Raw genomic sequence first — 20,967 nt, 5'->3', positions numbered from 1 at the left:
TAAAAAATGGATGACAATTTAATGATGATATGGCAGAAATGCCTTCAGTTTATGCGCGATAACCTCAACGCTGCTGAAGACAATTCTGACCTTAAAAAACTTGAAAAATCTTTCGATATGCTATTCGATAAGGTTCAGCCGCTTTCATTGGTGGCCAACAACCTTACGTTGATCGTACCGAGCGATTTTTACAAGGAATATATAGAGGACAATTATCTGTCCTTGCTTTCCGCTGCCCTGAAGAAAAATATTGGAAAAGGAGTGAAATTATGGTATTCTGTAATGGAAAACAGACCAAAAGGTGAAGAAAAACCTGTTACCATGAACATTAAGGGACAAAGCGTTCCTACTCCGAAAACACAGGAAACAATGCCACAAGGTTTTTCTGCTAATATTGTAAACCCGTTTGTAGTTCCTGGAATTAGAAAAGTAAATATAGATTCTAACCTGAAGCCTGACTATTCTTTTGATAGTTATGTAGAAGGTGAAAGCAATAAATTTGCAGCAACTGTAGCAAGATCTATTGCAAAAAGACCTGGTGCAACAGCTTTCAACCCATTATTTTTATATGGAGGTTATGGGGTTGGAAAAACACACTTAGGACAAGCGGTTGGTCTTGAAGTAAAAAACCAGTTTCCGGATAAAGTAGTTCTTTATCTGTCTTCTGAAAAATTTATCCAGCAGTTTATCTCTGCTGCCAAAGCACATAAACAAACTGAGTTTGCGAATTTCTATCAAATGGTAGATGTACTGATTATTGATGATATTCAGTTCCTGTCTGGAAAATCAGCTACTCAGGACAGTTTCTTCCATATTTTTGATCACCTGCATCAGAATGGAAAACAGATTATCCTTACTTCCGATAAAGCACCGGCAGATATTATGGATATTCAGGACAGAATTGTTTCCCGTTTCAAATGGGGACTTTCTGCAGAAATCAAATCACCGGATCTGTCCACAAGAAGACAGATTATCGAAGATAAATTAAGCAGAGACGGAATTGTTCTTCCGGGAGATATGCTTGACTTCCTTGCTGTGGAAACGAAAACCAATGTAAGAGAACTTATCGGAGTAATTAACTCGGTAATCGCTTACTCTACAGTATACAAGAGAGACCTTAGTCTTGAATTGCTTAAGGAGACTATCAACAGAATTGCGGCCAACCAGAAAAAGATCATCAATATTCCTTACATTCAGGAAGTGGTATGTGATTATTTCGGAATCAAAAAAGAGCAGTTGCTTTCTAAAACAAGAAAAAGAGAAATTGCTTTGCCAAGACAGCTTGCGATGTACTTCTCGAAAGAATTCACTAATTCTACATTTACCAAAATTGGTGAAGAAATGGGAGGAAAAGATCACTCTACAGTAATGTATGCTTGTGATACCATCAAAGATGTTTCTAAAATTGATAAAGAAATCAAGAAGTACGTAAAAGATCTTACGGAAAGAATCAAACAATAAATAGCATTGAGCTTAAATAAATTAAAATGAAGGATAGTTTTATTCTTCATTTTTTATTTAGTTTTGTCGTGATAAAAGACTCTTTTTAAATACATAGAATATGAAAATATTAATGGTTTGTCTGGGGAATATATGCAGAAGCCCACTGGCAGAAGGAATTATGAAAGCAAAACTGCCGGATCATTATACGGTAGATTCAGCCGGAACCATTTCCATGCATGAAGGAGAACATCCTGACAAAAGAGCCATTAAAACTGCTGCTAATCACGATATTGATATATCAAAACAGAGATCAAGACCTATCACCAGAAAAGATTTTGAAACCTTTGATAAAATCTATTGTATGGATATTGATGTACTCGGGGATGTAGTTTCTAAAACTAAAAATGAAGAAGAACGGCAGAAAGTATCTTTGTTTTTAGAAGTATTGGGAGACCACAAAAATGCTGAGGTTCCGGATCCTTATTGGGGAGATATGAAAGATTTTGAAATGGTTTACCAGCTTTTGGATAAAGGATGCAACGCAATCATAAACCAAATATCAAAATAATAACCATGAAGAAACTGCTGTTACTGTTTGTTTTTAGCTATAGTTTGTCTTTCGCTCAAACCAAAGATGAAACAGAAATCCTTAAAGTTATGGATGACTTTATGGGATGTATTAAATCCAGAGACGAGGTCAAATATCTTTCTTTATTCCAGGAACCTGTGCTTTGGACCGGCATATACAAAGACCGAACACAGGCTAAGCGTCTGGAGAAAAATCCTAAGGCTGATTACTATTTTGCAGATGATTATAAAGCTTTTATCAAAAGTTTTAAAGATGATAAATCTGAAGAAAAATTTGACAATATTAAGATAGTGGAAGATGGAGCTGTTGCTTCTGCCAATTTCGATTACAGCTTTTGGTACGGTGGCAAAATGGAAAACTGGGGAAAAGAAATCTGGACACTTATGAAGATCAACGGAACCTGGAAAATTACTTCTGTTACTTTTTCCATGGACCTTACAAAATACTTCCCTCAACCTACACTTAACGAAAGAACTAAAAAATAATACAATGCTTTTTTTACTCCCTGCTTACTTATCAGAAAATACTTCTATCAACCATTTTTCGCCTGTTTTGAAGGATTATATCATGCAAACAGATTATTTCTTTGTGGAAAATGAGAAAACAGCGCGAAAGGTTGTGAAATTTTTTGCTCCTGAAAAAAAACAGGCCGATCTGAAGTTGTTTTTATTAGATAAATACACTGAAAATGCAGATATCAAGGAAGCTCAGGAACTGATGATGAAAGGGCAGGACTTCGGATTGCTGTCGGAAGCCGGATTGCCTTGTATTGCAGATCCCGGAAACCTGATTGTAAAATGGTGTCATGAGAAAAACATCAGAGTGATCCCAATTTCAGGGCCTTCATCCATTATTCTGGCTTTAATTTCCAGTGGATTCAACGGGCAGGAATTTACTTTTCATGGTTATCTTCCAATTGATAAAGGAGAGAAAAAGAAACAGATCATGAACCTTGAAGGGCTTGTTCAGAAAACCGGATATTCGCAGATTTTCATGGAAACACCGTACAGAAATAATCAGCTTTTTGAAGATCTGTGTAAATTTTTATCGCCGAATACAAAGCTTTGTATCGCTGCCAATATCAATGATCCGGAACATGAGTTCATCAAAACAAAATCAATAAAAGACTGGCAAAAACAAAAACCTGAACTGCATAAAATTCCTGCGGTATTTGTACTGGGGAAATAAACTATACTCCTGTAGCTTGATAATAAGTATGAGAGCTGTTGAGTAGAAAATAGAAAAAGGCTGTGAATATTTCATGGCCTTTGCTTTTTATTTAGAATCGTCTGGAATATTATAAATAGGATTTGTAAACTTTTTTTGTCCTTTCATTTATTCATGAATAATTTTAACTAAAAATATTTCAACTATTAGTGATAAATATCATGGGATTTATATATTTTTGTAATGTAAAATACCCTAGTTTTATATTTAAATATAACGCATTATGAATTTTACAATTTTAATGTAATTAATAATATTCATGATGTCGTTTTATATAGTTTGGCTTTTTATTATACATATTATAATTGAACTGTTTTAACGCTGCAGGTAAATATCGCTTGTATTTTTGAATTATTGATGATGTAAGTTCCGTTTTGCTTACAATCAATTCAGCCTAATCAACACCAAAATATTAAAATATGATGACACGTAAAATTTTTTTTCCGGTATTGCTGATGCTGGCCATACTGGTACCTTCTTTAATTCATGTATCCGCACATGGATATGTAATGAGTCCTGCCTCACGAGGATATCAGGGAAGTCTGGATAAGGCTGCATTGGGTTATTCTGCCGCATTTGGAATCTATGGATCTGTAATTAATGAACCCGCTTCTCTGGAAGCTCCAAAAGGCTTTCCTACTTTTGGGCCTGCGGATGGAAAGATTGCGTCCGCTAATGGAAGTATAGGAGGAGATACTACCCTGGATATCCAAAATGCTAACCGGTGGAAGAAAACCAATATCACTACCGGTATAAATGCGTTTATCTGGAAATATACAGCTTATCATGCGACGGCAAAATGGCATTATTATATGACCAAGCAAGGTTGGGATCCCAATCAACCGCTTACCCGTCAGAATCTTGAGCTCATTGGTACAGTGATGCATAATGGAACCCCACCACAGGATAATGTTTCTCATCAGATCGCAGTTCCTGCTAATCGTTCGGGCTACCATGTTATTTTAGCGGTCTGGGATGTAGCAGATACTACCAATGCATTTTATAATGTTATTGATGTGAACGTAACCTCAGGAACAGGAGTTTCGGCACCAGCCACTCCTACAGGGTTAACACAGCTGGGAGTTACCGGTTCCTCTGCTAAAATTAGCTGGACACCACAGTCAGATGCCGTATCTTACATTGTGTTCCGCAACGGACAAAGTGTGCAGCAAGTGAATGGAGCTCAGTTTGAAGATACGGGGTTAACGGCTAATACAGTTTATACTTATGAAATACAGGCCAAAGGTTCTTCAGGACTTACATCAGGGAAAAGTGCTCCGCTCAGTGTAAAAACGAATAGTGAGGGTATTCCTGAAAAACCCACAGCGCCATCAAATCTTCACTCAATGGGAGTTACTGAAAATTCTGTTTCCCTGATGTGGATGGCCTCAACCCATACCCAAGGCGTTAAAAATTATCATGTATTTGAAAATGGGATTAAAGTAGGAGAGACTGTTCAAACAAGCTTTTCAAGGACAGGTTTGGCACAAGATACAGAATATCGTTATACGGTAAGATCTGTTGCTGTGAATGATCAGCTTTCTGATATGAGTAATGAATTAAAAGTCAGAACAAAGAAAGTAACACCTGGTAATGGTCAGTTGTATTGTGGAGCAGAGCAGTACAATGCTGCTAATGCATATCCTACAGCTGGAGTGAAAGTTTTTTACTCCTGTAAAATCTGGAAAAATAATTGGTATGCGAATCCGGGAGATCTGCCAGGAACAAATATGGTATGGGAGGAAGTGAGTGCTTGTACCGAAGGTCCTGGCTGTGAATCGGGCGGTCCGGTGACCTATTGTGGAGCACAGGAATATAATCCGGTAAAAGCTTATCCAACAGCAGGAACAAAGGTTTTTCATGCCTGTAAAATCTGGGAAAACAAATGGTATGCAAATCCGGGAGAATCACCGGGAAGTAATGCGGTATGGAAGGTGGTAAGTGACTGTAATGAAGGAACAGGCTGTACTGCCGGGCTTACCAATAAAGAATCTGGTTTTTCAATAGTTGTATCCGACCATCTGATCAGTTTCATACCTGAAAGCGCTTACAGTAAAATAAGCAGAGTAGATGTCATTACTCCTCACGGACTTCAGATCATGACTTTCATGAATCCTGGGCAGAACAATATGAATATCAGCCGCCTTCAGTCTGGAATATATTTTGTGAAAATTCTTTACAAAGATGGACGCAGTATCATTAAAACAATCAGAAAATAATAAACAAAAAGGTGGTCTCAAAAGTATCATTCTGAATGAAATGGAGTGAAGAATCTCATATTACAAATTACAAATAAAGTTCTTACTTCGTCAGAATGACAAAATACAAATTGTTTGACTTTTGAGACAATTTCTTTTTCAAAAATATTTAACAGCTCTTAACAAGATTATTGCACTATTCTTGTTATTAAAGCCTATACTGGAAACAGTATAAATTGTTGATAATGCAGTGAAAATCCGGGCATCTCTGATGCCCGGATTTTTAACAGATTAATTTTTATTTTTTTTTCCTGATTTCCATTTTCTCCAAAGGAAAACCATAACGGGAATAAGGAAAAAGAACGGCCATAGCGAAACCAGTCCCAGGAGGAAGCTTACAAAACTGTTCCAGCCTTCTGTCAGAGAATCCATAAACCGACTTCCAAAACCGATTTTTGAGGTGGCTGAGCTTCTTACTTTCTCTTTGTATAAGTTGAGCGTTAAAGTGCTGTAATTTACACGGTCATCAATAAAACGAAGTCTGCCTTCAGCAACATCAATCTCATCTTCCAGCTCTCGGATATTTTCCTGAATTTCCAGCATATCCTTTGTGGTAGCAGCACTTTTGAGCATATTACGATACTTTTCAAGATAGATTTTTTTATTGGCCAGTTTTATCAATATATCAGTGTACTCTTCCGTGACATCATTGGATGAAATATTTTTGGATAAAACCGAGCCTACTCCGTCTGAAAATGAACTGACAAGAGCATCGAAATTTTTATGAGGAACTCTGATGATCAGGGTAAGGTTATCATCCATGTCCGTATTTTGAAACTCTTCTTTCTGGATATAGGCATTATTTTTCTTTATGATTTCATTGACCTGACTCTGTGCTTTTTTAATATCACCAACCTGAATTTTCATATCTCCGTTTTTGATGATTTTTTTGGAGATGGTATCTGTTTTCTTTGGGTTGTACAGATCTTTGTTAGATGCTTTTTCATCGGGAAGCAGTTTCTCTGAAACAGCAAGGGGTGGAGGTGGAGGTACAGCCACAGCAGCAGATGCTTGATCTTCAGTGATAACTTCCATCAGATCAGCTTTAACTTCCTGTTTTGCCACTCCTGATTTATTACAATTGATAAGAATAAGTCCTGATAAAATGAGAATAATATTTTTCATGAGTTAGTTTTTTGTGGATATGATCAAAAAGTGTGCTTAAAAATGTTCATATTTTAAAATTGTTAAAAATATAAAATGAAAGAAAACGTAAGAACAGATCAAAAAAATAATATGAAGGCTTTAAAACCGGGCTGAAAAATTGTTGAGACTGATAAATTATCTCTATTTTTAATTCATGAAAAAAAGTCTTTTAGCATTTGTATTTTCACCATTTCTGATGTATGCCCAGGAAGCTCCAAAACTTACAGACGAAATGGCCATGAAATTGTCCGACAAGCCTCTTCACTGTATCAATCAGGAATATCCAAATAAAACAGCTCATATTATCAATAATGCTGGCGAAGTTCCTCTGACTCCCAAAGATCTTCACCCTAGTTTTTATGGGTGTTTTGATTGGCATAGCTCTGTTCATGGACATTGGATGCTGACAAGACTTTTGAAAACAAAACCTAATCTTTCTCGTGCTAAAGAGATTGAAAAAATTTTAGATGAATCTTTTCAGAAGGAAAAACTGCAGACAGAAGCAGATTACTTTACAAAATATCAGCTTACAGGAACTTTTGAGAGAACTTACGGCTGGGCATGGATCTTAAAACTGGACGAAGAACTGACCAACTGGGATCATCCAAAAGCTAAAATATGGCATGAAAACCTGAAACCGCTCACTGATCAGATTCTGAAGTCATGGAAAACATATCTTCCAAAACAAACCTATCCGAACAGAACCGGAGTTCATCCTAATACGGCATTTGCAATGGCATTTGCCATAGATTGGGCAAGAGCCAATAAAGATAAAGAGTTTGAAAACCAGCTGATGGAAAAGGCGAAATACTTTTTCTTAAAAGATCAGAAAACACCTGCTTATCTTGAACCTGACGGGTCAGATTTCTTTTCCCCAAGTCTTGAAATTGCAGATTTGATGCGAAGAGTTCTCCCTCAAAAAGAATTTGTACAGTGGCTGAATGCTTTTTACGAAAAAAGAAGCCTGGAGAATGTTGAAAAAATTCCTGTAGTAAGTGATCTTAGCGATTATCAGACGGTTCACCTGGTAGGGCTCTCTTTTTCCAAAGCATGGTGTATGAAAGGAATTTCAAATGCTCTTCCTGCCAATCATACCTTAAAAAAGGATTTCAGGAAAACTGCAGACGTATTTCTTGCCAATGGACTGCCTTTGCTTTTCCAGGGAAATTATGGAGGAGACCACTGGCTGGCAAGTTTTGCTGTATATGCTCTGGAAGATTAATATTTGATTCCTGTTTTTTTCAGAATAAAGCCCAGAAGCCATATTGGTCCTATCAGAAGAAACTGCAGATCTTTAAGGAAAGAAGGTTTTTTTCCTTCAATTTTATGACCTATAAACTGAAAAATCCAGGTGATAATAAATACACTAAGGTAAACCATCCATGATTGTCTTCCGACATTGATATTGGTGAGATAGATAAAATGCTCCATAATAAGCATTACTACAATCATCACAATAGCGATCCGAAAAGACAGTCTTATATAGAACAGGGTGATCAGAATAATCGCAATAATACTTATGATACTGGCACATCCGAAGTAGGAAGCGCAGAAATGAGGGGAGGGAATCAGGGATGCAAAACCTAGAATTGTCCAGAAAATTAAGGGTACGCAAATCCAGTGAATGAACTTGTTGGTCGCATTTCTGTGACTTTTACTGTATTCGGCAAATAATAAATCGACCTTTCTCATGCTGAAGGGAAATTGGATGAATGCTAAAATAATAAAATTTTGTAATCACTGGTAAGATTGCTTACATTTGTCTTATGTCTGCCCTAGAAAAATTCGGAGTTGATATTTTTACGGAAAAAAATATTTTCGAGAGAATAGCTGTCGACAAGCCTTTCCGTCCTGATAATCCTGCATTTATATTTATTAAATCAGGAACGATAAAACTGCGTCAGCATTTCAGCGATCTTGAAGTTTCCGCCAATATGTTTATGGTAACCGATCCGCAAACTATTTATGAAGTGGTTTCTGTGACAGACGATTTTCAATCCAGGATGGTTTCTTATAAAAGAGGATTTATTTCGGCCTTGTCATTGAAGTTTAACCGTTTGATTACTTACCGGTATTTCAGGCAGCAGATGAATAAAGGAGTTCCTTTCCCTGAAGATGAAATGGAAGTGGTCTGGAAAAGTGTTAATTTCCTGAAATATATCCTGGATTCTGATACGGAAATGCTTTACAAGAAAGAAATGGTAGAGCATCTTTTCTCTGTTTTTTGCTATCAGATGGCAGGAATCATTTCCAAGGAAGATAACAGTTCTATGAACCAGATGTCCAGACAGGAAGAAATTGTATTTGTATTTCTCACCGATCTTTCGGAACATCATCTTACAGAAAGAACTGTTGAGTTTTATGCCGAACGACAATCAATTACAACCAGACATCTTTCTGCAGTAGTGAAGACGATTACAGGAAAGTCTGCAAGCCAAATCATTGCTTTAATTGTGATCAATGAGGCAAAGGTACTCTTAAACTCTTCCAGTAAACCAGTTTCAGAGGTTTCTTCCATTCTCGGATTTAGCGATCAATACTCGTTTTCTCACTTTTTTAAGAAGCATCTCGAGGTTAGCCCTACACAGTACAGACATCAGTTTGAAAACTAAAATCTTACATTTGAACATCTTTTTCCAGAAATCAAACATTTGATTGATTTTGTTGTTGACCTAACTTTGCATCTGTAAAACAAGGTAAAATGACAAAGAAAATAAAAACAGCACTATCTGTATTGATAGCAGCTTTTCCTGCGCTGTTTTTTTCACAACAGATTAAGCAGATGACCGCAGGTGAGGTAGCGGAACTCGCTGTTCAGAACCATCAGCAGCTCAAAGTGTCTGCACAGAACATCGGTATTGCAAAGCAAAACACGAATGTTGTTAAACTTCAGAAACTTCCTACAATTACGGCTTCTACAAGCCAGTTCTATCTAGGAGATGCAGTTGCCATCGATAAAGATTTTTCAAATTCTACAAATGTTCCGATGCCACATTATGGAAGTTCCTATGCGGTACAGGCTACACAGCTGATCTTTAAGGGAGGATTGGTGAATAAGTCTATCGAAATGGCAGGACTTCGTGAGCAGCTTTCTGAACTGGATCTTGAGAAAAATAAGCAGGATGTGAAATTTTTAGTAATTTCCAATTATCTGGATGTCTATAAGATCATCAATCAGGAAGAGGTATTTCAGAATAATAAGAAACTGGCTCAGGAGCGTCTTAAAAATATTCAGAAATTCTATCAGCAGGGAATGGTGACCAGAAACGAAGTGATTCGTGGAGAATTAGCCATCAAAAATCTGGATCAGGGGATTTTAACCCTTACCAACAATAAAAAAATCCTCAATTATAATTTAAATATTGCTTTAGGTTTATCTTCTGACACGGAAATTGTTCCTACCGAAAGCTTGGAAAATAAAGAATCCGGAATAGGCATGGAATATTATACAGATCTTGCCCATGAAAGCAATCCATTGTTGAAGTCTGCCCAAAAAAATATTGCGGTTGCAGATAAAAATATTGAGATCATCAAAACGGATAATGCGCCTACACTAGCTGGATTTGGAGGATATACGCTGCAAAGACCAATTACAACCAGAAATCCTGTGTTGGATATGTATTCAGGAGGATGGCAAACAGGGGTTTCTTTGAGTTATAACATAGATACACTGTATAAAACGAAAGAAAAAGTAAAATTAGGGGAACTGCAAAAGAATCAGGCGAATGATGCAATGACTCTGGTACAGCAGAATGTGGATATGGGAGTGAATGCAGCCTATACAAAATATCAGGAAGCCATTCAGCAGGCAGATATTCTTAATGATTCCAAAAGACTGGCAGAAGAAAACTACAAGATTACAGAAGCCAAATATCTGAATCAACTGGCTGTACAGGCAGAAATGATTGATGCACAGAACCAGAAACTGCAGTCAGAACTCGATTATGCCAATGCTGAGATCAATGTTTTGTATCAGTATTACAACCTTTTGAAATCTACAGGAACACTTTAATTTTTAACACTGAAAATCAACACAATGGAAAACAAGGGACAAACTACTCAAGATACTACATCAACTCAAGCAGCATCTGCTGTAGAAAACAAGAAAAAGAAAAATAAGACCAATAAAATCAGAGCTATTATTTCCAATATCATCGTCTTTTTGGTGATCGGTTTCGGGTTATTCTGGTTAATACGTGAATATTTCCATATTGGCAGCAAAACCTATACAGAAGCTGCACAGGTAGAAGAATTTATCAATCCTGTTAATACAAGGGTTTCTGCTTATATCAAAGAAATTAAGTTTATTGAACATCAGCATGTAAAAAAAGGAGATACACTGGTCATCCTTGACGAACGTGAAATTCTTACCCAGCTGGGACAGGCAGAAGCAGCATATCAGAATGCGATGGCTCAAAAAACAGCAACAAGTTCTTCCGTGAACACTGTTTCCAACAATATCAATGTGATGCAATCTAATATTGCGGGAGCAAAAGCCAGATTATGGAATGCTGAACAGAATTTAAACCGATATAAAAATCTTTTATCAGCCGAGGCAGTAACAAGACAGCAATATGATCAGGTAAAAACAGAATATGATGCTCAAAAAGCAGCTTATGAAACTCTGGTCAACCAAAAACAATCTGCAAACCTTTCTACGACTGAAGTGAAAAGTAAGCTGGGAATCAATGATGCGGAAATTAAAAGAACAAAATCTGCTTTGGATATGGCAAAAATCAACCTTTCGTACACGGTGATCACCGCACCTTATGATGGAGTAATGGGAAGAAGAACCATCTCCGAAGGTCAGTTGATCCAGCCGGGGCAACAGGTGGCAACCATCGTACTGAATGGTCAGAAATGGGTAACGGCCAACTTCCTGGAAAGTCAGATGCCCAATATCAAAATTGGAGAAAAAATTTCCATGACAGCAGATGCTTTAGGAGGTAAACAATTCGAAGGAGTGGTAACAGCGGTTTCTGCGGCTACCGGATCAAGATATTCAAGTGTACCAACGGATAACTCTACCGGAAACTTCATTAAAGTACAACAGAGAATACCTGTGAGAATAGAGTTTACAGCTTCTAATAAAAAAGAAGATCTGGATAAACTGAGCGCCGGAATGAATATGAACGTGAATACTAATAAAGACTAAAAGACGGAAGATATCAGATTTCAGACCATGTTCGTATGGAAAACCTAGGTTGAATGTTGAAAGTCTGCTATCTGATATCTGAAATCTATTATCTAAAAAAACATGTACAACAAAGGATTATATAACAATTGGGTACCGAAACCCATACAGCTGCTGCTGATTGTATTACTGCTTGCTGTGGTAATGCCTATCGGTGGGGTGTATACGGGGAATATCAGTTCTCTGGTAAGTGGTACCGGCGCCATGACAGAATATTTTATGTGGGCCAATTATGCTACCACCATTGGTATGGGAGCCTGTATGCCTGTTGTCCTCAGAATCAAAATGAGATTCAAAGTAAGGAATAAGATGGTTTTGCTTCTGGTACTTTTAGGGTTGCTTAGTTATGTGAACGGAACTACTTTACAGCCAGTGATCTTCATATTTACTTCTTTACTCATTGGTTTTATGAAGATGATGGTTACCATAGAGCTGTTCCTGCCACTCATGGTTATGATTGGAAACCGTGGTATGTTTTATGGCGCTTTCTATACATTCGTTCTTGTGATGAATCAGGTGGCTACTTATTATGCAGCAGAGTTTGCCCTGGTTTATAACTGGCAGCAGTTTTATCTGTTTACAGCAGTTTTATGCTTTATTTTAGCATTGATACACTGGATTTTTATGCACAATAAATATTTTGCGTTAAAAGTTCCTCTTCATTATATTGACTGGTTGAGTATTTTGCTTTTCATTTCAACGTTCATGTTTTCAGCATACGTTTATTCTTTTGGAAGACAGCAGGACTGGTTCAATTCGAAGAATATTATGAATGCCAGTATTGCTGCTTTTGTAAGTTTTGCATTGCTTTCTATCCGCCAGTTAACCTTAAAACGACCGTATATTTCTTTCAAAATTTTTAAAAAGAATAACGTACAGCACGGTTTGTTTATGCTTTTCTGGCTGGGAATGTTTCTTGGAACAGCCTCTATACAGAATACTTTTGCAGTGGGAGTTTTGGGGTATGATCAATTGACCAATACCAGACTGAGTTTACTTATGATTCCCGGAATTATTCTGGCCGGAATTCTTGCAATTTTCTGGTTTAAAAAAGAAAAACCTTTGAAAATGTATATTCTTTCCGGTTTTGCCGCAATGATTGGATATGCCATTATTATGTACTTTTCTATGGTACTGGAGTTCAGTTATGACAACTGGTATCTGCCTATGTTTTTAAAAGGTTACGGAATGTGTTCTCTGTTTATTTCCGTATGGTTTTATACACTGGATAAGCTTGAAATGGATGAGATGCTGGCTGCCATCGGGCTTGTATTGGTTTGGAGAACTTTCCTTGCGGTAGGAATTTTTTCAACACTCTATTCTTGGTTTCAGTACCGATTTCAGGTGACAGCAATTGGAGATCTTGCCGTTTATATGGATGGAATGACCGTTACTCCTCAGAATGTAGCTGCCAATATGAAAACAATTCAGTTGAATGCCATCATCATTGCGACCAAAAAAATATTCGGATATATCATTTTAGTTGGATTTGGAGTGATGATTTATATTGCTTCCCATCACTTTGGAGCCAAACGTTTTCAATATTTCAGATTTGTAAGAGTTCTTGGAGGTAAATCTGTCATTGCAAGAAGAAGACTTCGCGAAAGGAAAAAATTATTAGAAGACATAAAAGATGCTGCAGGGCCTGCAGTATAAAAGATACCTTGTTTTTCACTAGTAAAATCCTGGTCCTTCATTGGGCTGGGGTTTTACATTTTAGTAGGGAAGCTGGATGCAGGAAGAGGGGAGTGGTGAAATACGGTTTATTACTATTTGTTTGATTTCAAACCTTTACTCCAAAAGAATTTATTATAACTTGTATTGATTACAGATCATCAATAACTTCGAGCTTCCATCTTTAAAAAATTAAAATTATACATTTTGTTATTTTTATTCTTTCTAAATAAGGATTATCTTTGTGAGATTATAAAACTTTGAAGTAGAAAGAATGAAAAAGCAGTATGCATTCATAGGTCTTTTGGTTTCGGGAGTGATGATTTCCCAGACCGCTAAAGATTCTATTGCCGCTAAAGGTATTGAAGATGTGGTGATTGTAGCCTCCAGAAAACCTACAAAAATCTCTGAAGTTCCGGGAACGGTTTGGGTAGTACAGAAAGAAAAGATTCAGGAACAGGCTAAAAGCGGGGTTCCCATCAAAGAGATGTTATCGATTCTTATTCCTTCTATGGATATTGGTCCACAGGGAAGAACCAATTACGGGCAGAATATGAGAGGACGTTCTGCGCTGGTGATGATCGATGGTGTTTCTCTGAACAGTATCCGTGCCATCAGCCGCCAGCTGGATGCTATTGATCCCTTTAATATTGAAAGAATAGAGGTGCTTTCAGGAGCAAGCTCAATTTATGGAGGTAATGCGACTGGTGGAATCATCAATATTATTACAAAAATCCCTTCCAAAAAAGGAATCAGTGGAGAGACAGAACTGGGAGTGCGTACCGGATTTATGGGTAAAGACGACCATGATTTCCGTGCTGCTCAGTCTATTGCAGCCAAAGGGGATAAGTTCTTCGGAAGATTAGGAATTGCTTACCAGCAAAATGGAGGAGTGTATGGAGCCGATCAGAAGCAGCTTTTTACAGATATTACCCAGACTGACCTTCAGTATAACCGGTCGATTGACATTTTGGCTACAGGAGGATATCAGTTTAATAATAAACATAAAATAACAGCTTCCCTTCAGTATTACAATTCTAAATTTAATGGAGACCGAAGTTTATTTTTAGGGGAAAACCTGAGTGCATTTACTACAAAAAATGCTTCATTACTCGAAATGAGAGATGGTTTCTCTTCCGATAAAAATGTAGGAACAGAACGTTATATGGCAACTGTAGCGTATAATGCAAACGGAATCTTAGGCGGGCAGGATTTGTATGTACAATTGGCTACCCGTGGTGAAAAATTAGGATTCTACCCATTTCCTGGAAATGTTACCCTGCAGACGGGAAAAATACCTTATATGTCCTCTTCACAGCAGGATACCTATTATTCAGGGATTAAAGCTTTACTATCCAAATCATGGCGAGGACTGAATGTTACCTATGGAGCCGATTTCGATTTTGAAAAGTTTGAAGGAGCACAATCTGTTTATGATATTGCAAAAACAATGTCTAGCGGTGGTTTAATTAATGAAACAAAATACAGCTTGGGAAGATACCCAACCAATCATTCACAGAGTTACGCCGGATATGTTCAGGCAAAATATAATATCCTGCCGAAATTACAACTGAATGCAGGAATCCGTTATCAGCATATCAATGTGAAAATGGACGACTTTGTGGGCTCAGAACAGCAGACACAGATTGCAATGGGGTATGGAAGCTCAGCATCCGCAATTCCGGGAGGTGAAAGTTCTTATAATGTGACCTTAGCCAATGCCGGATTGTTATATAAATTCAATGAACAGCATCAGATTTGGGGAACATTTTCTCAGGGAGCAAGCTTAGCTGATCCAGCCAAGTTTTATGGAATCGGGCAATATAAACTGGTGGGAACAAATTGGGATGTGGTATCCAGCATCAATGTAAAAGAGCAGCCTCTGCAGGCGATCAAAACCAATCAGTTTGAAGTTGGGTATCGTATCAACAGAGGTGGATTAAGAGCTCAGGTTGCTGGATTTATGAGTAATTCTGATAAAACGGTTGCCGTTGATAAAAAGACCTTCCAGATTCTTGTGAATGATTTGAAATTAAGAAACATGGGAATCGAAGCTGAGGTTTCTTATGCTTTAAACAATGGAGTTTATTTCGGGGCAAGCGGACTTTTGATCAAATCTGAAGTAGATAATAAAGGAGAATGGCAGAAACAGGAAATTTACAATGCCTCTCCTTCAAAATTGGTAACGTATATCGGATATAACATTAAAAACTGGTCATTCAGATTCCAGTCTTTGCAGAATTTCAAACAGAAAGACGAGCTTAATAATGTTGTGGAAGGTTATAATACTTCAGATCTGATGATGGGATACCGTTTCAACTGGGGGAAATTCAATCTGGGAATCCAGAACCTGTTTAATACCGATTATCAAACCATCTGGAGCAAGCGTTCCCAGGTTTTATATTCTACGTACGGACTTCCGGAACTGTTTAATTATAAAGGAAGAGGAAGAACATTCAACCTTTCTTACACTTTTGAATTCTAGAAAATACGATGAAGGTAAAAATGCCTTGATCTGAAAACATATTGTATTTCAAATCCGGTTTCTGAGATTGATCGGAAACCGGATTTTAATTTTTTAAAAAAATCAGTTATGGCCAAAATTTCAACAGGGCAGATTGTTGCCGAAGTAACCAGAAAAGAATACATTACTGACCATTTTATCAGAGTGTATTTGTATTCACCGGAAGTTCAGTTGTTCAGGAACACGATGGTGGGAGATAATAATAAAATTGCCGTTCCACCGGCTGGATTGAACGAAATTCATTTTCCGACTTTGGATGAAAATCATCAGTGGATATATCCGCCTAAAGAAGTTGCTCCGGCAATCAGAACCTATACCCACAGAGGAATTGATCTTGAGAAAAATGAATTAATCATTGATTTTGTAGACCATGGAGACGGTGGCCCGGCTTCCCGATGGGTGAGAGAGGCTGAAGCAGGCTCAAAATTGGGTGTGATGATGCGTTTGGAGGGAAAAGAGCTGTATCCCGCTGCAGATTGGTATCTGTTGGCAGGAGATGCTACAGCCATTCCGGTGATCAGTGCAATCCTGGAAACGCTTCCAGAAACGGCAAAAGGAATATGCATCATTGAAGTTCATGGAAAGGAAGATGAACAAATGCTTGAGACCAAAGCTCAGATTGATTTTAAATGGCTCCACAATGCCCAACCTCAGATCAGCAGCGAAATTGCCAATGTGGTAAAAAGCATTGAGATCCCTGAGACGGCAAAATTTGGTTATGTTGCCTGTGAATTTTCAAGTGTGAAAGAAATCCGCACCTATCTGAGAAAAGAAAAAAACTGGACTTCACAGGAACTGTATGCTTATTCTTATTGGAAAGCCGGGGTTGCAGAGAATGAATCTCAGGCAGACAGACATAAAGAGAAGGATTCGATGGAGGAGGAAGGGGATAGGTAGCAGGTTTTAGGTTTTAGGTTTTAGGGATTAGGGATTAGGGATTAGGGATTAGGGATTAGGGATTAGGGATTAGGGAGATATTCTGTAAAATATTGATGGAAGTTCATGGATGTCAATAGTGAATTTTGCTTCGGAAGTGAATGGTGAATTTTTGGGTGGAAAGTCTAGAATCAAGAACCAAGAATCAAGAACCAAGAACCAAGAATCAAGATAATGATAACTTAAATAGAAGCATCAACGAAATAAACTTGCAACAAAAGAAACCAGCAACCAGTAACTTAACTAAAAACTTTGAACATTGAACTCCGAACCCGTATCTTTGCGCTATGAAAGATTTAATGGGCAGAGCGATCTGGGATTATTATCACAATGAAAATCCGGAGGATCTGCAGACTGAAACGTCAATTTCTGAGCTGGATGAGCTTCCGGTGGATTATTTATTCAGAGAGTTTGACGAAATGAATGATATTGAACAGAAAGCACTGGAGTTATCCGAAGGAAAAGTTCTGGATATCGGAGCAGGAGCCGGTTCTCATTCTTTATTCCTTCAAAACGAAAGAAACCTTGATGTGACTGCATTGGATATTTCACCAAAATCTGTTGAGGTTTGTAAACTGAGGGGAATTAAAAAGGCCGTTTGTGAAAATATGCTTGATTTTTCCGGAGAAACTTTTGATACCATTTTATTATTGATGAATGGTACCGGAGTTTTTGAAAGCCTGGCGAAAATTGATACTTATCTTCAGAAACTGTACATCTTGTTAGGTGATAAAGGGCAAATCCTGATCGACAGTACAGATATCCTTTATATGTTCGACCGTGATAAGGATGGTGGAGTGTATATTCCAGCAGGAGGCTACTACGGAGAACTGGAGTATGTTGTTCATTATAAAGGAGAGTCTGAAGAACCGATTACCTGGCTGTATCTTGACTTCAATACATTGAAAAATGCTGCCACAAATAACGGCTTCAAAATAGAAAGAGTTTTGAAAGATGAAGATTCTTATCTGGCAAAACTGACTAAGAAATAATTGACAAGAAGTCATTGCGAGCTGAAAGCGAAGCAATCTCAAAATAATAGAGTCATTCTGTAAACCGGGATGACTTTTTTTGTGCTTCTTCCTAGCCCCGATAGAAACGGTTACCCCACAGCAAGGATTGGAAAGTTTCGACTAAGCTCAGGGTGGCAGCGCGGGCGCGAGGAGTAAAAGTGGATAGCGGGAATCAGCTTCTAATCATGATCTGAATAAGCGAATAACCGTTGATAACGGAAAATAAGAAAACCATTCCTGAAAATTGAAATACATCAGAACAGCAGTTGCAGCACATAAAATTACGGGAAAGACATAAGATTCTGCACGATAAGGAAGTTTTTTTGGAGTGGCTAAAACGCTTATGAGAAGTAAACCTAGAGCTCCCACTGAAAGAACTCCTATTTCCGGACTGTATCTGGATGTTGTTCCGAAATCAAAATGGGAAATCAGAACGTATTTTTGAAATACAAAAAAAAGAAAACCAAATACCAGCGTAAAAAAGGCGGCAAGGTATTTTTTGAGTTTGATTAAATTCAGAGATAATAAAATCGCTCCGGTAATCGGACTAAACAAAATACTGCTCACGAAAATAGTTGATCTTGAATAAAGCTTAATGGCATCAGGATCTTCTGTAATATGATCTCTCCAGACTTCTGCCTCTTCTGTACGTTTTGCTTCTTCTGCTTCTTTTTTACGCTGAATCAATTGCAGAACAGCTATTTTTTCCTGCTCATTGAAAACGCGTCCTCTTTCTTCCAGAATTTCAAAAGCCATCTGAACGGCTTCCGGAACAAAGCGGTTGCCTTCTTTTAAATATCCTTCTAATTCCTGACTGGAAAGCTTTCTTAAAACATTTTTACTGACCATAAACTGTATATAAAAGAAAGGCTGCTTCTAGTGAAACAGCCTTTGATCTTTATTGTGAAGTAAATTATCCGATCTCAATACCGTTTTCAACATTGCTGTCGTCCGGTGTTACGAAAGATAATTTTCCGTCTGGTTTTGTTGTTAATAATAACATTCCCTGAGATTCAATTCCTCTGATCTTTCTAGGAGCAAGGTTCAGCAGGATCATTACTTGCTTACCGATTACTTCTTCAGGAGTGAAGCTTTCTGCAATACCAGAAACAACAGTTCTTACATCTACTCCTGTATCTACAGTAAGTTTTAATAATTTATCTGCTTTTTCTACTTTCTCAGCTTCTGTAATGGTTGCTGTTCTAAGGTCTATTTTAGTAAAGTCATCAAATGTGATTTCTTCTTTCATAGGGTTTGCGTTAGGGTTTGTTTTTTTATTGTTTTGTTTGGTGTCTTCCAGTTTCTGGATCTGAGCTTCAATGACATCGTCTTCAATTTTTGAGAAAAGGAGAGATGATTCGTTGATTGTATGACCAGTTTCAATTAATACGGATTGATTTTCAATCGTATTCCAGTCTTTCTTTTCAACATTGAACATGTTCAATAGCTTTTCCGAACTGAAAGGCATGAAAGGTTCACATAGCTGAGCTAATGCAACTGCTATTTGTGCCCCAACGAATAAAGATTGAGCCGCTTTTTCTGGGTTATCTTTAATGGTTTTCCAAGGTTCTTCTGTCTGAAGATACTGGTTTCCAAAACGAGCAAGATTCATTAATGCCGTTAATGAATTTCTGAACTCATAATTTTCAAGGAATCCTGAAATCTCTTTTGCAGACTTACTTATTTCCTGCAATTCAGGACTGTTGATATCACCTTGTGGAATAACACCATCATAATATTTATGAATAAGAACGGCAACTCTGTTGATGAAGTTTCCGAAGATTCCTACCAATTCAGAATTATTCTTAGTCTGGAAATCCTTCCATGTAAAGTTGTTGTCTTTTGTTTCCGGAGCTGATGAAAGAAGAGCATATCTTAAAACATCCTGTTGTCCAGGGAATTCTTCTACATACTCATGAGCCCATACCGCCCAGTTTCTTGACGTTGAGATTTTATCGTTCTCAAGGTTCAGGAATTCAAAAGCAGGAACATTTTTAGGCATGATATAATCTCCGTGAGCTTTCATCATTGAAGGGAAAATAATACAGTGGAATACAATATTATCCTTTCCGATAAAATGTACCAGGTCACTGTTTTCACTCTGCCAGTAATCTTTCCAGTCTTTTCCGTTTTTCTCTGCCCATTCTTTAGTGAAAGAAATATAACCGATAGGAGCATCAAACCATACGTACAATACTTTTCCTTCAGCATTCGGAAGTGGAACCGGAACTCCCCAGTTAAGGTCTCTGGTCATCGCACGAGGCTTAAGGCCATCATTTAACCAGGATTTAACCTGTCCGTATACGTTGGGCTTCCAGTCATCTTTATGACCTTCAATGATCCATTCATTTAAAAAGTCTTCGTATTCGTTTAATGGCAGATACCAGTTTTTTGTTTCTTTAAGGATAGGAACATTTCCGCTAAGCATTGATTTCGGATTGATCAGCTCAGAAGGAGAAAGGGTAGAACCACATTTCTCACACTGATCACCGTAAGCATTTTCGTTGCCACAATTAGGACAAGTTCCTACAATATAACGGTCAGCAAGGAATTCTCCTGCCTGCTCATCAAAATACTGCTCAGAAATTTCTTCCGTGAATTTTCCTTTTTCGTATAAAACCTTGAAGAAATCCTGACTGGTCTCATAATGGTTTTTAGACGTTGTTCTTGAATATTCATCAAATGAAATTCCAAGGTCAGAAAAAGATTTTTTAATGATCTCGTGATATTTGTCAACGATATCCTGAGGAGTTACCCCTTCTTTTTTGGCTCTTATGGTAATAGGAATTCCGTGCTCATCTGAACCACAGATAAACGCTACATCTTTTCCTAATCTTCTCTGAAATCTTGCGTAAACATCCGCAGGAATATAAACACCTGCCAAATGTCCTATATGAACCGGACCGTTTGCATAAGGCAAAGCTGCCGTAATCATCTTTCTGTTTGACATTTATAGTAAAGTT

General features: G+C 37.6%; 17 protein-coding genes. 13 read left to right on the top strand and 4 right to left on the bottom strand.

Annotation, left to right across the window (positions count from 1 at the left end):
• Positions 1 to 6 precede the first annotated feature (6 nt).
• The 5 genes from dnaA (at position 7) to ACWPWS_RS09295 (ending at position 5,478) form a co-directional block, all read left to right on the top strand.
• Complete coding sequence (dnaA, locus tag ACWPWS_RS09315; protein ID WP_047376841.1) at positions 7 to 1,461, top strand: chromosomal replication initiator protein DnaA; 1,455 nt, start codon at positions 7 to 9, stop codon at positions 1,459 to 1,461.
• 100 nt (positions 1,462 to 1,561) lie between these two features.
• Entirely contained in the window at positions 1,562 to 2,011 is a 450-nt protein-coding gene (locus ACWPWS_RS09310) for a low molecular weight protein-tyrosine-phosphatase (protein WP_454046288.1), read from the top strand.
• 5 nt (positions 2,012 to 2,016) lie between these two features.
• Positions 2,017 to 2,517: a nuclear transport factor 2 family protein gene (locus tag ACWPWS_RS09305; RefSeq protein WP_454046287.1), complete on the top strand. Its 501-nt coding sequence runs from the start codon at positions 2,017 to 2,019 to the stop codon at positions 2,515 to 2,517.
• 4 nt (positions 2,518 to 2,521) lie between these two features.
• Entirely contained in the window at positions 2,522 to 3,220 is a 699-nt protein-coding gene (locus ACWPWS_RS09300) for an SAM-dependent methyltransferase (RefSeq protein ID WP_209785204.1), read from the top strand.
• Between the two features lie 458 nt (positions 3,221 to 3,678).
• Positions 3,679 to 5,478 carry a lytic polysaccharide monooxygenase gene (locus tag ACWPWS_RS09295; RefSeq protein WP_454046286.1) on the top strand — a complete coding sequence of 600 codons (1,800 nt, stop codon included), beginning with the start codon at positions 3,679 to 3,681 and terminating at the stop codon, positions 5,476 to 5,478.
• Between the two features lie 270 nt (positions 5,479 to 5,748).
• Here ACWPWS_RS09295 and ACWPWS_RS09290 read toward each other — a convergent pair whose 3' ends face one another.
• Positions 5,749 to 6,642 carry a DUF4349 domain-containing protein gene (locus tag ACWPWS_RS09290; RefSeq protein ID WP_454046285.1) on the bottom strand — a complete coding sequence of 298 codons (894 nt, stop codon included), beginning with the start codon at positions 6,640 to 6,642 and terminating at the stop codon, positions 5,749 to 5,751.
• A 175-nt stretch (positions 6,643 to 6,817) separates the two neighbouring features.
• Here ACWPWS_RS09290 and ACWPWS_RS09285 point away from each other — a divergent pair, with 175 nt between their 5' ends.
• Positions 6,818 to 7,885 (top strand): DUF2891 domain-containing protein, encoded by a 1,068-nt coding sequence (locus tag ACWPWS_RS09285; protein ID WP_454046284.1) that lies wholly within the window; start codon positions 6,818 to 6,820, stop codon positions 7,883 to 7,885.
• Here ACWPWS_RS09285 and ACWPWS_RS09280 read toward each other — a convergent pair.
• Positions 7,882 to 8,355, bottom strand: a complete 474-nt coding sequence (locus ACWPWS_RS09280) for an Mpo1 family 2-hydroxy fatty acid dioxygenase (protein ID WP_454046283.1) — start codon at positions 8,353 to 8,355, stop codon at positions 7,882 to 7,884. The two genes, ACWPWS_RS09285 and ACWPWS_RS09280, sit on opposite strands and share 4 nt — an antisense overlap.
• A gap of 74 nt (positions 8,356 to 8,429) precedes the next feature.
• Here ACWPWS_RS09280 and ACWPWS_RS09275 point away from each other — a divergent pair, with 74 nt between their 5' ends.
• The 7 genes from ACWPWS_RS09275 to ACWPWS_RS09245 all read left to right on the top strand — a co-directional run bounded on the left by ACWPWS_RS09275 (position 8,430) and on the right by ACWPWS_RS09245 (position 17,983).
• Complete coding sequence (locus tag ACWPWS_RS09275) at positions 8,430 to 9,275, top strand: helix-turn-helix domain-containing protein (RefSeq protein ID WP_209785197.1); 846 nt, start codon at positions 8,430 to 8,432, stop codon at positions 9,273 to 9,275.
• A gap of 89 nt (positions 9,276 to 9,364) precedes the next feature.
• Positions 9,365 to 10,675, top strand: a complete 1,311-nt coding sequence (locus tag ACWPWS_RS09270; protein ID WP_047376833.1) for a TolC family protein — start codon at positions 9,365 to 9,367, stop codon at positions 10,673 to 10,675.
• 24 nt (positions 10,676 to 10,699) lie between these two features.
• On the top strand, positions 10,700 to 11,818 hold the full coding sequence (locus tag ACWPWS_RS09265) for an HlyD family secretion protein (RefSeq protein ID WP_454046282.1): 1,119 nt from the start codon (positions 10,700 to 10,702) through the stop codon (positions 11,816 to 11,818).
• Positions 11,819 to 11,920: 102 nt separating this feature from the next.
• The gene (locus tag ACWPWS_RS09260; RefSeq protein WP_454046281.1) at positions 11,921 to 13,513 is read left to right on the top strand and encodes an MFS transporter; all 1,593 of its coding nucleotides are present in this window, start codon (positions 11,921 to 11,923) and stop codon (positions 13,511 to 13,513) included.
• Positions 13,514 to 13,805: 292 nt separating this feature from the next.
• Positions 13,806 to 16,016: a TonB-dependent receptor gene (locus tag ACWPWS_RS09255; protein ID WP_454046280.1), complete on the top strand. Its 2,211-nt coding sequence runs from the start codon at positions 13,806 to 13,808 to the stop codon at positions 16,014 to 16,016.
• Between the two features lie 108 nt (positions 16,017 to 16,124).
• The gene (locus ACWPWS_RS09250) at positions 16,125 to 16,952 is read left to right on the top strand and encodes a siderophore-interacting protein (protein ID WP_454046279.1); all 828 of its coding nucleotides are present in this window, start codon (positions 16,125 to 16,127) and stop codon (positions 16,950 to 16,952) included.
• Between the two features lie 326 nt (positions 16,953 to 17,278).
• A complete protein-coding gene (locus tag ACWPWS_RS09245; RefSeq protein WP_454046278.1) occupies positions 17,279 to 17,983 on the top strand; it encodes a class I SAM-dependent methyltransferase in 705 nt (234 codons plus the stop codon).
• A 204-nt stretch (positions 17,984 to 18,187) separates the two neighbouring features.
• Here ACWPWS_RS09245 and ACWPWS_RS09240 read toward each other — a convergent pair whose 3' ends face one another.
• Both ACWPWS_RS09240 and metG read right to left on the bottom strand, forming a co-directional pair.
• The gene (locus tag ACWPWS_RS09240; RefSeq protein ID WP_454046277.1) at positions 18,188 to 18,853 is read right to left on the bottom strand and encodes a hypothetical protein; all 666 of its coding nucleotides are present in this window, start codon (positions 18,851 to 18,853) and stop codon (positions 18,188 to 18,190) included.
• Between the two features lie 64 nt (positions 18,854 to 18,917).
• On the bottom strand, positions 18,918 to 20,954 hold the full coding sequence (gene metG / locus ACWPWS_RS09235; protein WP_454046276.1) for a methionine--tRNA ligase: 2,037 nt from the start codon (positions 20,952 to 20,954) through the stop codon (positions 18,918 to 18,920).
• Between the last annotated feature and the right edge of the window lie 13 nt (positions 20,955 to 20,967).

This window comes from Chryseobacterium sp. Marseille-Q8038 (assembly GCF_965111995.1).
This window is presented reverse-complemented; position numbering and strand designations above follow the sequence as displayed.